The organism is Halotia branconii CENA392 (assembly GCF_029953635.1).
Lineage (GTDB): Bacteria > Cyanobacteriota > Cyanobacteriia > Cyanobacteriales > Nostocaceae > Halotia > Halotia branconii.
Genome location: NZ_CP124543.1, coordinates 1,552,186 through 1,567,413, shown reverse-complemented (window position 1 = coordinate 1,567,413; position 15,228 = coordinate 1,552,186). Strand labels below are relative to the sequence as shown.

Here is a 15,228-nt window from a genome sequence, read left to right as displayed (position 1 = left end):
AGGTGATAAATAAAATTTATGGTAAGTGAAGTTAAAGCAGTTTCAGGGCGTGGTGTACCTTTGGTAGGCAATGATATAGATACCGATCGCATCATTCCTGCTCGTTATCTGAAAGCTATCACCTTTGATGGATTAGGTGAAGGTGTGTTCATTGATGACCGCACAGCCCTAAAAGGTGAACATCCTTTTGACCAACCCCAATACCAAGGCGCGAAGATTTTAATTGTCAATCGCAACTTTGGTTGTGGTTCCTCACGGGAACACGCACCACAGGCGATCGCTAAATGGGGAATCCAAGCTTTAATCGGTGAAAGTTTTGCGGAAATCTTTTTTGGTAACTGCGTGGCTATGGGTATACCTTGTTTAACAGCTGATGCTGTTACCGTTAAACAACTCCAAAAACTAGTCGCTAGCAATCCCCAGGCAGCCGTGACAGTGAATCTGGAAACTTTGCAAGTGCAAATTGATGATTATACAGCCCCAGTTGCGATCGGTGAAGGGACAAGAAGTACTTTCATTGCTGGAACTTGGGATGCTTGCGGTCAGTTAGTAGCTAACGCTGACCAAGTTAGAGCAACTGCTGTAAAATTACCTTACGTTAGTTGGGGCAAGTTAAGCAAAAACTAGAGTGGGGAATGCAGAGTGTTTCACAAAATAATGTTTTTCATGCTACTCTAGTTTTTTATCTACCGTTTCATTGAAAAATCCCACTATTTAAGATTCGCCGTGAAACCGCGACAATAAGTCGTCGCGGCTAGCTTGATAAATCAAACTCATGTATTCATCAGTTGATAACTCCATTAATTGGGGAATAATTGCCTCCAATTGAGCATCTATTTCCCCAAACCGCAACTGAAGAAATTTAGTAATACCAGCCCGTCGTTCTTCCTGACGACCTTCCTGACGACCTTCCTGACGACCTTCTCGAAGACCTTCTCGAAGACCTTCTCGAAGACCTTCTCGTTTCCAACTTGTGACAATTTCCATATAGACCTCCTCGTTGGTTAATCCCATTCTATCGACATTGGCTTTAAACACTTCTTCTTCTGTCATATTCAAATTTAAATATACATCCACAAATCCCGAAATTAATTGCATCCTTGCTGGGTCTAGCTTTAAGGTTGTCAATAACCGCAAACATTCCGCTTTCACCTGCGGACGTTCCTCTTTAGGAATATTCATCTTGGACATCAAAGCTGCTGCTACAGGATTTGACTGCGTTAAATAATTCCGCCAACTTAGCTGATTTAATTGAATTGCAGCAAAATTAAAATCAAGTACGTTTAAATCTGGAAAGGTAACACGGTGATTTCTCGGTTCAAGACGTTTTGGTTCATCAAAAGAGAAAATTACCACCGGATAAATTGGTAAATCATATTTTTCATACAGTCGAGCAAAATATTTAAACATCCGCTTGGCAAATTCTGACTGACTATAAGATTGATTCTCAACGTGAATTAAAAAATAAGTTTCCTGCTGCTGATAACGTACCTGTGCCAACAAATCAATTTCTTTCTTTTCTCCAGAAGTAACATCATTGAACACTTCCTGCGGTAAAAACTGAATTTCATCTTTATCGATATCTTTGGCAATTTGTGGCAGAAATAAATCTAAAAATTCGACAAAAAACGTTGAAATTAATTCTTTAAATAAACGATCGTGGTCAATCATCCCAGCAATTTCTCTAACGCAACTTGCAAATCATTTGTTAAAATACTTACCGCCTGTCTAACTGCATGGCGATCGCTTGAAAGATTTTTCCAGCGTTCTGTGACTGAAATTGGCTCACCTACTGTGATCTGCGCTTCTTTCCAACCTAAACGGGGTCGCCCTGGAAATGTTGTATCCTTAATTCGAGAAAGCATATCGAACATCAACAGCGTTGTTTCGGCAAATCTTTCAGCAGTAGGCTGTTCTTGAATATAAGTAGAATTAACTGCAACAAAACTTTCTACTAAACGCATGTGTCGCATCCGTAAGTCTGCTTCTTCAGCAATCCAATCTGCTAGTCCACGTTTGAAAGGTGGTAAAGCATCAATGTCTGGTAAATCTTCTCGATAAATATAATTCCAACCTGCTTCTTCTAAACGGCGACAGCGATCTATAAAATTACCCTGTGGTTGGATTCCAAAATATTGTTCGGCAACTTTTAAAGCCGTATCCATTAAGTGGTGCAGTCTATCAATTAACGCTTGATTAAAGTTAGTAGAGTCGATGGTTTTGGGGATGTCTTGATGATAAAAGCGACGATAAAATTCTTCCATCTCAGTAATTAAATATTCACCAAGACGACAGATGCGTTGATAGTAAATTTCTGATTGATTGGGGCTTGCAGACACATCGATTTCTTGCAATGGCAAACCGCTATCAGCTTCTAATTTACTCAATAGCCAATCTATTTTCGACCAAGGTTGTTGGGCGTAGCTGTACTGGATGCCGACTGGCACAATGAAAACAGTCTCAGAACGGTTGGCTTTGTGCAAGTCTTCAACACACCAAAACCCCATTTGGGCGACACCGGGTTCTAAAGGACTAACAATGCCACTATGACCATTGTTACCGCCTTCCGGTGCAACTGCGATCGGTAATTTACCGTTAACAAATAACTCCCGTGCTGTTTGAATAGCTTGCCTGTCTAATCGCCTACCACGATGAATCGGTACACCACCAATGCGAGAAAACAACCAACCCAACCATTTACCAGTCCACACAGTCATACCTCGGTCATAAACAAAATAGCTATGAACTGGGTGTTGCAACACTATACCTTGCTGACGGGCTACTCGTGGTACAATCCGGGAGAGCAGATACAGCATACAAAGAGGATCTTCCACCTCTGGATGACGAAACGCAATTAAAAAGCGAATTTCATCAGCCTGGAATTGTTGATAAAGTTTGGCTAATATCTCAGCATTCTTGCCTTCAATATGAACAATACCAGCAGGTAGCCAAGGTCTAGTCCGGAATCTCAAGATAAAAGGCAGTAACCACCGCATAATCTGGAGTACAAACGGGTTAAATCGGGGAGTAATAAATTTTAGTGGTGGTTGAGTAGATTGAATCGATCTAGGCAAGTTGCTCTCCAGATTATTTTGCTACAAAGGATAAAATTTACCAAAGTTGCGATGCGATCGCCCCATTGATTCTGACACTTTTAAAAGTTAGCGTAGATAATTAAGGGCTTGTTGGTAGATATCAATTAATTAAGATTAAGACCGCACTGGCTCACCTGTTCCCCGTTCCCTGTTATATGAATACACCACAAGACGCACGACAATATGCACCCGCAACGCAGCGCAATCGTCAACCCATTATAGAGGTGCTTTTACAAGTACTGCCTGCAAGTGGCACTATTTTAGAAATAGCAAGTGGGACTGGTGAACATGCCGTATTTTTTGCCCCACGTCTGAGTCCTCGTAAATGGCTACCTTCTGACCAAAATCCTCAATTACGATCTAGTATTGCAGCTTGGGCTGAACAATTTCCCTGTGATAATTTGTATCCACCGCTGGAACTTGATGCTAGTATGCCAGCTTGGCCAGTAGAAAAAAGGGAAAACTTACCAGATTCGCCAATTGTGGCCATAGTCAACATTAATATGATTCACATTTCACCTTGGTCAGCTTGTTTGGGATTGATGGCGGGTGCTGGGCGGATTCTGCCTCCTAGTGGTATTCTTTATTTGTATGGGCCGTTCAAAAAAAATCAAGAACATACTGCACCGAGTAACGCAGCTTTTGACGAATCTTTACAAGCGCAAAATCCAGAGTGGGGTGTGCGTAACCTAGAAGACGTTGTAGCCGCAGCTGAAGCCCAAAACCTAGTTTTGCAAGCAACTTATCAAATGCCCGCCAATAATCTTTCAATAGTATTTCAACGTTCTAGTAGTGGAGATTAGCGGACTCGAACCGCTGACATCCTGCTTGCAAAGCAGGCGCTCTACCAACTGAGCTAAACCCCCAAAATTCAGTTATCAGTTATCAGCCGCCATTGTTATCGTAACTGAATATTGGGCGATCGCCAAAAGAATAATGCTAGAAAATACTCAAGTTGTTGCAGCTTTTTATAAATTTGTGAAGCTGCTAGATTTTACCCAAAAACAAGACAAACTGCTATCTTACTGCCTAGAGCAGGGTGTCAAGGGAACTATTTTGCTAGCAGCAGAAGGTATTAATGGTACAATTGCGGGTTCTCGGCAAGCAATTGATTCTGTTCTTGCTTTTTTACGTTCTGATTCTCGTTTAGCTGACCTAGAACACAAAGAATCATACACTGACACGCCACCATTTGAACGGATGAAGGTGCGTTTAAAATCAGAAATTGTCACTTTAGGGTTGCCTGAAGTTGATCCTAATAAGCAAGTTGGGACTTATGTCAATCCCCAAGAATGGAATGATTTAATTTCTGATCCAGAAGTCACCGTGATTGACACCCGCAACGATTATGAGGTAAATATCGGTACTTTTAAAAGGGCGCAAAATCCGCAAACTGAATCATTCCGGGAGTTTCCAGAATATGTCAGTAACCACCTTGACCCCAATCAACACAAAAAAGTTGCTTTGTTTTGTACTGGTGGGATTCGTTGTGAAAAAGCTTCATCTTTGATGCTTGCTCAAGGTTTTGCTGAAGTGTATCATCTCAAAGGTGGCATTCTCAAGTATTTGGAATCAGTCCCAGCCGCAGAGAGTTTATGGCAAGGTGAATGTTTTGTTTTTGATGAACGAGTCGCCGTCGGTCAGGGATTGACACTAGGAAGTCATGAGTTGTGCTTTTGTTGTGGCCGTCCGATTTCTGAGGAAGATAAAATATCTCCTAAGTATGAAGAAGGTATTTCTTGTACTTACTGCTTTGATAGTCTCACTGAAGATAAAAAAGTGCGTCAGCAGGAAAAATGGCGACAAATGCAGTTAGCTAATCAACGGATTCAGGACGTTTCCAAGCCAGAGTCAAACCATCCGCAATCGGCACTAAACTCAGATTAATTCGTTGGTCTTGATGCAGTTTTTCATTGAAAGCCCGAATGTTTTTGGTGCGATTGTTTTGTTCCTGGGGATCTGCAACTCTACCTGACCATAAGACATTATCGATCGCAATTAATCCTCCTGGACGCACTAGCAACAGCGATCGCTCATAATAGCCATCATAGTTACTTTTGTCGGCATCAATGAAGGCAAAATCAAAACTGTTCGCTGCTCCTGCTGCCAGTAAATTATCTAATGTTTCCATTGCTGGAGCAATGTGCAAGTCGATTTTATTTGCTACCCCTGCTTGCTGCCAATAACGACGAGCGATCGCTGTAAACTCTTCACTAACATCACAGGCTACCACTTTGCCGTCAGTCGGTAATGCCAATGCTACCACTAAAGAACTATAACCTGTAAATACACCTACTTCTAAAGTTTTTTTTGCTCCCATTAATTGCACTAACAATGCCATGAATTGTCCCTGTTCAGGAGCAATCTGCATATTACTCATGGGATGGTTAGCTGTTTCTTGCCTCAATTGCCTTAAAATATCTGCTTCTCGCAAAGAAGTAGATAGTAAATAATTATACAGTTGTGGCTCAATTAATGATTTGTGATTTGCCATTAGATTAAGTAGGTCGGTGTGAATATTTATAAAGATACGTCTTCTGGTGCTAGCGAATAGTCTGGTAGAACGACCATGATGCTAGCTGGTATGTTTGTAAACACTGGTATTGGGCATGGAGAAGAGGACAAGGGGCAGGGGGCAGGGCGCACACTTCGGCTACTTCGGCTACGCTCAGTGATCGGGGGATGAAGAAAAATTACCTCTTTCTCCCGTAAAGCCTGCGGCATAGCTACGCTTAGCGCGTAGCGTCTCCCCTTGGGAGAAGTTGCTCCACTTGGTGAGGAAGTTCAAGTCTTGGACGGCACTTCCGCGGCTGCCGGCAAACCCGTCCAACGGAGTGCCTCCGCTTCCCGTCGAGTTGAAACTTCCGTTCTCCGAAGGAGTTCTCGAAGAGTACCCAAAGGGGGAGACCCCAAGACCGCACTTCTCTCCTTGTCTCCCTGCTCCCTGCTCCCCTGCTTCTTCTGCTCCCTCCTCCTCTGCCTCTTGTTAACGGTTATGCCATGATCTCGCAAAATATATTATCTAATTTGGAGGAAACTACATGAAAATTGGCGCTCACTACTTAGGTAATGGAGAGTGCGAGTTTACAGTTTGGTCTCCAACCTTAAATAGCGTTGCTGTGCAAATTTTAACGCCAGAGCCGCAAGTCATTCCCCTCAAACCTCAAGCAGAGGGATACTGGCAAGCAAAAGTGAGTGATGTGTACCCAGGCACGCTTTACAAATATGTCGTAAATGATGAAAACGCCTTTGCCGATCCTGCTTCGCAATATCAACCAGAAGGAGTTCATGGGGCTTCTCAAGTTGTCGATCATCATTTCGAGTGGACAGATGCAGGGTGGACTGGTGTTTCATTGGAATCGATGATTTTTTATGAAGTTCATGTTGGCACATTTACCCCAGAAGGAAATTTCACCGCAATTATTCCCCGCCTAGCAGATTTGAGGGAACTAGGAATTAACGCCATTGAAATTATGCCCATCTCTCAGTTTCCGGGAGATACCCACATTGAAGCTAGCCTAGCTTATCGCAACTGGGGCTATGACGGTGTTTACTGCTTTGCGGTGCAAAATTCTTACGGCAGTCCAGCCGACCTTAAGCAACTAGTGAATGCTTGCCACGAACATGGGATTGCTGTAGTGCTGGATGTGGTGTACAACCACTTTGGCCCAGAAGGTAATTACACGGGTCAATTTGCTCCTTACTTTACCAAAACCTATAAAACGCCCTGGGGCAATGCAATGAATTTCGATGATGCCCTAAGTCAGGGTGTGCGAAATTATTTCATCCAAAATGCATTGTATTGGTTGGGAGAATTTCACATTGATGCATTACGCCTTGATGCCATTCAAGCAATTTATGACTTGGGAGCCAAGCATTTTTTGTGGGAACTAGCCGAAGCAGTGCATAGCTTTTGCCAAGGAGAAACATGGAAACGTCATCTCATTGCCGAAAGTGACTTGAATAATCCCCAAATTATTCGACCGCCAGAACTGGGTGGCTATGGACTTGATGCCCAGTGGAGTGATGACTTTCACCATGCACTACATGCACTTTTAACAGGCGATCGCCAGGGATATTATGAAGATTATGGGCAGTGTGCTGATTTAGCCAAAGCATATCAAGATACCTTTGTCTACGATTGGAAATATGCCCCCCACCGGATGCGCTTTCATGGAATTGATTGCCGCGATCGCCCCTTGTCACAGTTTGTGGTATGTATCCAAAATCACGATCAAATCGGCAATCAAATGAAAGGCGATCGCCTCTGGCAACGTCTATCATTTGAAGGGTTGAAGTTAGCAGCTGGGGCTTTATTGCTGTCACCTTACTTACCGCTATTGTTTATGGGGGAAGAATACGGCGAAACTGCACCTTTTATGTACTTTGTTAGTCACTCCGATCCTGATTTAATTCAAGCCGTTCGCGCCGGACGTAAACAAGAATTTGCCGCTTTTCACTACGACGAAGATCCACCAGATCCCGAATCCGCAGAAACCTTTTTGCGTTGTCAACTAAACTGGGAATTACGCAACGAAGGTCAGCACAAAGTATTACTAGATTGGCATCGTCATTTAATTAATTTACGCAAATCCCATCCCGTACTACTCAACCAAGACCGTAACAGCATCCACGCCACTAGCGATGAAGACAAGCAGTTAGTAATTGTGCGTCGTTGGTGCGAATCAACTGAGTTAGTCTTTGCGATGAATTTCAGTTCCTCAAGCGTAACAACGACTTTGCCAGTGCTGCATGATGCTGAAAAATTATTGGATTCTGCGGATCTGTCATGGCAGGGGTCTGGTTCTCAAGCACCACAATATTTGTCTGCGGGAGAAGAATTACAACTGCAACCTACAAGTTTAGTGTTGTATGAAGGAGTATAGTGTATGGGGCATGGGGCATTGGGCATAGGGCATTGGGCATGGGGCATGGAAAAATATATTTGAATTAATGATGCTCAATTACTTCATGGGAGAGTTAAAAACTCAAGTTTCGACTTCAGAGGTTCAAGTTCCGACTTCAGAAGCTCAAGTTCCGACTTCAGAAGCTCAAGTTTCGACTTCGGAGGTTCAAATTCCGACTTCAGAAGCTCAAATTCCGACTTCAGAAGCTCAAATTCCGACTTCAGAGGTTCAAGTTCCGACTTCAGAAGCTCAAGTTTCGACTTCAGAGGTTCAAGTTTCGACTTCAGAGGTTCAAAGTTCAAGCTTATAACTTCAAACTTTCAATTCCTGACTTCTAATTTCATTAAAAAAACACATGCGAGTTCCCAACGCTACTTATCGGATTCAATTTACACCTGAGTTTGGCTTTGAAAATGCCCAAGCGATCGCATCTTATCTAGCAGATTTGGGGATTTCTGATTTGTATGCTTCCCCTATTTTTCGAGCTCGTTCTGGGAGTACGCATGGCTATGATGTAGTAGATGCGGCTCAACTTAATCCTCAATTGGGAAGTACTGAGGCATTTGAAGCATTAGTCAGTGAACTCCAATCTTTGGGTATGGGCTGGTTGCAAGACATTGTACCCAATCACATGGCATATAGTAGTGAAAATCACTACTTAATGGATGTATTGGAACACGGCCCAGATTCTAGTTATACCGATTATTTTGATCTAGGGTGGAATGCTCCGTTTAGCGATCGCCAAGAGCGAATTTTGGCTCCTTTATTAGGAGATTTCTACGGTGCATCCTTAGAAAAAGGAGATATTCAACTGCAATATGAACAAAATGGCATATCTATAAATTATTACAGTTTAAAATTACCACTGCGCTTAGAATCATACACGAAATTTCTTACCTACAATTTAGGCAAAATCACCCGTACCTTAGGACGCAATCATCCTGATTTCATTAAATTGTTAGGGATTCTCTACGTTCTGAAAAATGTTCCTTCAGAAGTTGTTGGTAAACAACGACAAGACCAAATTGCATTTATCAAAGGATTAATTTGGGAACTTTACACTACAAATGATGCAATCCATGATTTTATTGAGGATAATCTGAAAATCTTCAATGGAAAGGTGGGTGATCCCGATAGCTTTAACCTTTTAGATGAGTTATTAAGAGAACAGTTTTATCGTCTCGCTTTCTGGAAGGTTGGGGCTGAAGAAATGAACTATCGCCGCTTTTTTACTGTTAACGAACTTATTTCCGTTAAGGTAGAAGATCTGCGCGTCTTTAATAACACTCATTCTTTAATTCACAAGCTAGTTGATTCAGGTAAATTCACAGGTTTACGCATTGACCATATTGATGGGCTTTATAATCCCATTGAGTATTTAGAAAGACTGCGAGAAAAGATGGGTGACGTTTATATCACCGTGGAAAAAATCTTAGAATTGACCGAAGATTTACCAGAAAACTGGCCAATTCAAGGTACATCTGGATATGATTTTTTGAATTATGTCAATGGTGTATTTTGTCAAGTTGAAACTGAGTCATGGTTTAATAATATTTATCAAGGATTTATTGGTGCAAGAGTAGACTATCCCTCGCTGGTAAAAGAGAAAAAGCACCTAATATTAGAAAGAAATCTCGCAGGTGACATTGATAATTTAGCGATTTTGTTAAAGAATATTTCCAGCAAATATCGTTATGGCAATGACTTTACCCTGAATGGACTAAAACGGGCGATCGTAGAAGTTTTGATTTTGTTTCCTGTTTATCGCACCTACATCACTGCCGATGGTATTCAAGAAAGCGATCGCGCCTGCATTCAAGAAGTAATGCGCCAAGCCAGAGAACAAACACCGCTGTTGCAGCATGAGTTAACCTTTATTGAAAAGTTAATGCTGCTGGAGTTTGATGAATCTTTGACTCAGACAGAACGCGAACAGTGGATATATTTTGTGAAACGGATGCAACAATATAGCGGTCCCCTCATGGCTAAAGGTGTAGAAGACACCACGCTGTATGTTTATAACCGTTTATTGTCGCTGAATGAAGTGGGAGGAAATCCTAGTCATTTTGGGATTTCTGTAGATCAGTTCCATCAATTTAATCATAAGCATCAAGAACATTGGCCGCACACAATGAATGCTACAGCCACCCATGATACTAAGCGTGGCGAAGATATGCGGGCGAGATTAAATGTACTGTCAGAAATGGCGGAAGAATGGGAACAGCAAGTAAATATTTGGAGCCATTTAAATCAACAGCATCGCCGCGATCGCTCTGCTAATCCCTTCGGCATCAGCCACAAATTTGCCATGCCCGATCGCAATGATGAATATTTTCTCTATCAAACCCTAGTTGGGGCTTTTCCTTTTGGCAAAGAAGAACATTCATCTTTTGTGCAACGGGTTAAAGACTACATAATTAAGGCAATACGAGAAGCGAAAGTACATACAGCATGGTTGCGGCCTGATAATGAGTATGAAGAGGCATGTACTGCTTTTATTGAGAAAGTCTTAGATCCAGCTGTATCAGAGCAATTTTTGGCAGCTTTTCGCCCCTTTCAACAGCGAATTGCCGACTACGGGATTTTTAACTCTCTTTCCCAAACTTTATTAAAAGCGACAGCGCCCGGTGTGCCAGACTTTTACCAAGGAACAGAACTTTGGGAATTGAGTTTAGTTGATCCAGACAACCGCCGCCCTGTAGATTTTGAGCAGCGGCGTGGCTATTTGAGCGACATTCGAGAGCAAATCAAAACCGATATTTTGGCATTAATTGAGGAATTACTGACAAATAAAACAGATGGCAGAGTCAAACTATTTTTAACTGCCCAAGTCCTCAAAGCCAGAACAGAATATCTGGAATTATTCCAAAATGGGGATTATCTACCGTTAAAAATTGAAGGAACCCATGCCAATCACATCATCGCCTTTGCCCGGCGACAAGCAAATCAAACAGCGATTGCGATCGCCCCTCGCTTTTTGACGCGCCTGATCAAGCCCCAAAACTATCCCCTAGGTGAGTCGGTATGGCAAGATACCCACTTGCAATTACCCTCAGGAACTTCCCCCACTTGGAAAAACGTCTTAACTCATCAAACCTTACAAGCTACAAATACCCTATCTATCAGTACAGCCCTCGCTCATTTTCCAGTTGCGCTATTAATTAGTAGTGCTGAGTGAAAAGATAAATCTATCTCACGCAGAGACGCAGAGGCGCAGAGGAACTGAAGAAGCAGGGAGCAGGGAGCAGGGAGACAAGGAGAGAAGTGCGGTCTTGGGGTCTCCCCAAGTGGAGCAACTTCGGGAGAAAGAGGTAATTTTTCTTCATCCCCTTGCGCCCTGCCCCCTGCCCCTTGTCCTCTTTTTTCCCCTCTGCCCCCTGCCCCCTGCCCCTTGTCCTCTTCTCCATGCCCCATGCATATTAATATGACCATTCAATCTACCCAAACAACATTGCCATTTACCACTGCCCAAATTAATGCTGTCCAAGCCCACATCAAAAAAACGTGGAAAACGTTAACGCGATCGCACGAGCATCTATTGCAATCTGCTAAAGATGCCAAACTAGAACACAAACCCGGAAACCCCTGGATAGTTTACATTTCACCACGAGAAAACTGTCCCAACGTTCAATCTATCTTAGAGCGATCGCTATCTCCAGACGAGATGCAACAACTGGAAATTCGCACTCTCCCAACTGAAGTCGAGGCAATTGGGGAGGGTGAGCATGGATTATTGTACTTACCAGGGCCTTATGTTGTGCCTGGAGGTCGCTTTAATGAAATGTATGGTTGGGATAGTTATTTTATTTTGTTGGGGCTATTGCGAGATCAAGAATGGGATTTAGCCCAAAGCCAAGTTGATCAGCTACTATACCAAATGCAAAATTACGGCACGATCCTCAATTCCAACCGGACTTACATGTTATCGCGATCGCAGCCGCCCGTGTTGAGTATGATGGTGCTGGCGTTATTTCAGCACACCAAGGATCAAGCATGGCTATGTTCAGCTGTCCCACTGCTAGAACAATTTTATTATTACTGGGTAGTACCGCCCCACTTGAATCCTGCCACAGGTTTATCTCGATACTATGCTTTTGGCGAAGGCCCTGCACCAGAAGTCTTGTTTTCTGAGCGAGATGAGGAAGGACGCAGCCATTATGATCGCGTCAAGGAATATTATAAAACCTTTGATATTGAAGATTATAATGTCAATCTTTACTACAAACGCGACAAAGACGAACTGACTAGTCTGTTTTACAAAGGTGATCGCACCATGCGCGAGTCTGGTTTTGATATTACCAATCGCTTTGGGCCTTTTAGTATTGATATTCTCCATTATGCGCCTGTGTGTCTTAATAGCTTGCTTTATCAAACAGAGCAAGACTTGGCGCAAATTAACGATATTTTGGGGAATGAACAATTAGCTAAACAATGGCGCGATCGTGCAGATAACCGCCGCGATCAGATTGATCGATGCCTTTGGGATGAACAAAAGGGACTTTATTTAGACTATCACCTGCAAAGTGGCGATCGCCGCCCTTACGAATTTGCCACCACGTTTTATCCTTTGTGGATGGGACTGGCCTCAGAAAGTCAAGCTCAACGAGTTGTAGAAAATCTTTCTTTGTTTGAAGCACCAGGGGGAATCTTCACAAGTACTCATGTTACTGGTAACCAGTGGGACGCTCCTTTTGGTTGGGCTCCTTTAACATTAATTGCCGTCCAAGGATTGCACCGCTATGGATATCATACCGAAGGCGATCGGATTGCCCAAAAATTCCTCGCTATGGTCTTTAAAGAATTTGAGCGTCACGGCAATCTAGTCGAGAAATATGATGTGGAACGCTGTTCTGCTAACGTTTCTGACGAAATCTGTTTTGGTTACAGTTCCAACGAAGTCGGCTTTGGCTGGACTAATGGAGTCGTTTTGGAACTCTTAGCATCATTAACACATCCTCAAAAAATGTAGCAGTTCTTGATTTTGTGTAATACCCTTTCACTTAGTAAGTCAACAATACAAATCCAATGCGCATCAGTATATTCCTGATGGACATTCACTTGAATTGTAAGACTTAATCGGATAATCTGAGCATTCGGGATGATTTTACAAGGAATAAAAATGAACAAAATTATACTTAGTTTGCTTTCTACCCCTGTATTAATTAGCTCTATTCTTTCTATGGGAGCAATAGTAAATCAAGCACAAGCCGTAGAACCAGAAGCAAAAACCATAGACAAATTCTCTTGCATTAAAAACTACCATAAAGCGAATTTAGTATGTGCTAGAGCTTCCGTGTTGGCTCAAATTCCTAACTCTCAGACTGAAGTAGAATTTTCTAATGATGAAGTTCCCATGCTAGCGTTCAATGTTGAAGAAAGCGATATGGCGGTTACATTATTTAACTGCGACTGTCCCGCTTGTATAAATTCTTTACGCCAAATGCGCGGTGTAGCACCATTGGTTTACTAAGCTTTAACGACCTGTCAAAGATACTAGTTTTTGTAGGGGTACAACGATGGTTGTACCCCTAGGCATTTAATAAGCACTAGCCCAAGTCAAATCAATTAAAAATTAAAGACAATTATTAGTGGGAGCTTGTACTCATATAAAGCTAATTTTATAATTAATACATTTTTAGATACGTTTACAATATAAATAATAAAAATATTAATTAAAAAAATATAATTTTATTTGGTTTATTATAATAGCGATTACTAATAAATGAATGCCAATTTTATGATATATTTGATAGATATTATTAGAAAATACATAGTGATGACTAAACTGAATTCTCATCGCCAACCTCGTAGAGGCAGATTATTTCCCGAACTAACTATTTCTCCTGAAGAACAAGCAAAACGCCAAGCCGAACTAGAAGCATTTCGCCAGCGTTGTCGCCCGATTTTTGAGAAACTCCGCCCAGAATTAATAGATAAATACTATAACTGGTTCATAGTTATTGAGCCAGAGAGTGGAGAATATTTCATTGATCCAGATAGCCTAGTAGCAGTACAGAAAGCGCATGAAAAACACCCGCAGGCAAGATTTTTTACTTTCCGGCTCAATGAAACAGGGATCTGCGGTCGGATATGATCCAAGGTGAGTTTGATGAAATTGGTCAGTTATTTTTTGAAATTGAGTTGATTGCTGCCAATGGTGAGAAGTTACCAGTCACAGCATTACTGGATACAGGTTCGACAGAGTGGCTGGCAATTAATGACCAAGATTTAGAGGCTCTTGAATGGTCGCTTTTAAGTGGGCGGAATATAGTAACGGGAATGGGTGAAGCATCTTTTAATAGCTATTCTGGAAAAGTAGTCTTAGATACACAGGAATTTACAGTAGAGGCCGTTGCTGGTTCTGAATTCCCAGAAATTATATTAGGATTGCCTTGGTTAAGAACTCGGCGATTAGTAGTAGATTTTCCAGAAAGATTACTAACTTTGGGATAAAGCGATGTCTACGACGGGCTACGCCTACGCACTGTTCAAACATCACTACACAGTACCAGAGCGATGAACGCTACAATCTATACAGATAAGCAGAAAATATAGTTAAGTCCTCATGAAGGCTGATTTGACATCTACAACTACGCCTGATTTTATAAGTGTGCTATCCCAAGCTACAAATGCATTTCGAGGACAGGTAAGCACACGCCCTAAACCAGAAGTCTTAGTAAATGCCTTGCTACAAGCAGAAAAAGCTGCTAAACAGCAACGGCTAATTTATAATTTTGAATCTCTTGTAGGCAAATGGCGGCTTTGCTTTGCTACTGGTACTAAAAAAGCTAGAGAGCGCGGGGGAATTATATTAGGTAAAGGTTTATATGTGCCTAAATTTGTCGCAATTTATCTTTCCTTGAGTGCAGCTTTAGAACAAGATTTAGGCAGAGGTAAAATTGAAAATCAGATTCAATTAGGCTCAGTATTGTTGCAACTCACAGGGTCAGCACAATATTTAGGCAAGAAAAATTTATTAGCGTTTGATTTTACCCAAATGCTCATAAGTCTGTTTGGTCGTGTAGTTTATCAAAAACAAATACGCTCTGGTAAAGTTCAGTCTGAGGATTTCTACAACCAACCCATAGCTAAACTACCATTCTTTGCCTTCTTTCTAGTGAATGAAAATTTTATTGCAGCTCGTGGTCGTGGGGGAGGGTTAGCAATTTGGATTCGGGAAAATTAAACAATTAACAACAATTTTTTCTGCTGTCTGAGTCTCAAAG

General features: G+C 41.9%; 14 protein-coding genes and 1 tRNA gene. 11 read left to right on the top strand and 4 right to left on the bottom strand.

Annotated elements, in window-relative coordinates; genetic code table 11:
- Window positions 1-18: 18 nt before the first annotated feature.
- On the top strand, window positions 19-627 hold the full coding sequence (gene leuD / locus QI031_RS06955) for a 3-isopropylmalate dehydratase small subunit (RefSeq protein WP_281484460.1): 609 nt from the start codon (window positions 19-21) through the stop codon (window positions 625-627).
- 87 nt (window positions 628-714) lie between these two features.
- Here leuD and QI031_RS06950 read toward each other — a convergent pair whose 3' ends face one another.
- Both QI031_RS06950 and QI031_RS06945 read right to left on the bottom strand, forming a co-directional pair.
- On the bottom strand, window positions 715-1,671 hold the full coding sequence (locus QI031_RS06950; RefSeq protein ID WP_281484459.1) for an Rpn family recombination-promoting nuclease/putative transposase: 957 nt from the start codon (window positions 1,669-1,671) through the stop codon (window positions 715-717).
- Window positions 1,668-3,074, bottom strand: a complete 1,407-nt coding sequence (locus QI031_RS06945; protein WP_281484458.1) for a lysophospholipid acyltransferase family protein — start codon at window positions 3,072-3,074, stop codon at window positions 1,668-1,670. Before QI031_RS06945 ends, QI031_RS06950 begins: the two co-directional genes overlap by 4 nt.
- Window positions 3,075-3,250: 176 nt before the next feature.
- Between QI031_RS06945 and QI031_RS06940 the strand changes: the two genes are divergently transcribed.
- Window positions 3,251-3,898, top strand: coding sequence for a DUF938 domain-containing protein (locus QI031_RS06940; RefSeq protein WP_281484457.1), 648 nt, complete (start codon window positions 3,251-3,253; stop codon window positions 3,896-3,898).
- On the opposite strand, the gene QI031_RS06935 is transcribed toward QI031_RS06940, so the two are convergent.
- Window positions 3,889-3,961: transfer RNA gene (locus QI031_RS06935), tRNA-Ala, on the bottom strand. The two genes, QI031_RS06940 and QI031_RS06935, sit on opposite strands and share 10 nt — an antisense overlap.
- Window positions 3,962-4,028: 67 nt before the next feature.
- On the opposite strand from QI031_RS06935, the gene trhO reads away from it, so the two are divergent.
- Complete coding sequence (gene trhO / locus QI031_RS06930) at window positions 4,029-4,982, top strand: oxygen-dependent tRNA uridine(34) hydroxylase TrhO (protein WP_281485949.1); 954 nt, start codon at window positions 4,029-4,031, stop codon at window positions 4,980-4,982.
- Here the strand turns inward: trhO and QI031_RS06925 are convergent.
- The gene (locus QI031_RS06925) at window positions 4,912-5,589 is read right to left on the bottom strand and encodes a class I SAM-dependent methyltransferase (protein WP_281484456.1); all 678 of its coding nucleotides are present in this window, start codon (window positions 5,587-5,589) and stop codon (window positions 4,912-4,914) included. The two genes, trhO and QI031_RS06925, sit on opposite strands and share 71 nt — an antisense overlap.
- A gap of 547 nt (window positions 5,590-6,136) precedes the next feature.
- On the opposite strand from QI031_RS06925, the gene treZ reads away from it, so the two are divergent.
- The 8 genes from treZ to QI031_RS06885 all read left to right on the top strand — a co-directional run bounded on the left by treZ (window position 6,137) and on the right by QI031_RS06885 (window position 15,188).
- Complete coding sequence (treZ, locus tag QI031_RS06920) at window positions 6,137-7,981, top strand: malto-oligosyltrehalose trehalohydrolase (protein WP_281484455.1); 1,845 nt, start codon at window positions 6,137-6,139, stop codon at window positions 7,979-7,981.
- 67 nt (window positions 7,982-8,048) lie between these two features.
- Window positions 8,049-8,312, top strand: a complete 264-nt coding sequence (locus tag QI031_RS06915) for a hypothetical protein (RefSeq protein ID WP_281484454.1) — start codon at window positions 8,049-8,051, stop codon at window positions 8,310-8,312.
- Between the two features lie 45 nt (window positions 8,313-8,357).
- A complete protein-coding gene (treY, locus tag QI031_RS06910; protein ID WP_281484453.1) occupies window positions 8,358-11,180 on the top strand; it encodes a malto-oligosyltrehalose synthase in 2,823 nt (940 codons plus the stop codon).
- A 246-nt stretch (window positions 11,181-11,426) separates the two neighbouring features.
- Window positions 11,427-12,971 carry a trehalase family glycosidase gene (locus tag QI031_RS06905; RefSeq protein WP_281484452.1) on the top strand — a complete coding sequence of 515 codons (1,545 nt, stop codon included), beginning with the start codon at window positions 11,427-11,429 and terminating at the stop codon, window positions 12,969-12,971.
- 150 nt (window positions 12,972-13,121) lie between these two features.
- Complete coding sequence (locus QI031_RS06900; protein WP_281484451.1) at window positions 13,122-13,472, top strand: hypothetical protein; 351 nt, start codon at window positions 13,122-13,124, stop codon at window positions 13,470-13,472.
- 306 nt (window positions 13,473-13,778) lie between these two features.
- Entirely contained in the window at window positions 13,779-14,096 is a 318-nt protein-coding gene (locus QI031_RS06895) for a hypothetical protein (RefSeq protein WP_281484450.1), read from the top strand.
- Entirely contained in the window at window positions 14,093-14,455 is a 363-nt protein-coding gene (locus tag QI031_RS06890; RefSeq protein ID WP_281484449.1) for a pepsin/retropepsin-like aspartic protease family protein, read from the top strand. Before QI031_RS06895 ends, QI031_RS06890 begins: the two co-directional genes overlap by 4 nt.
- 112 nt (window positions 14,456-14,567) lie before the next feature.
- Entirely contained in the window at window positions 14,568-15,188 is a 621-nt protein-coding gene (locus QI031_RS06885; protein WP_281484448.1) for a hypothetical protein, read from the top strand.
- Window positions 15,189-15,228: the final 40 nt, after the last annotated feature.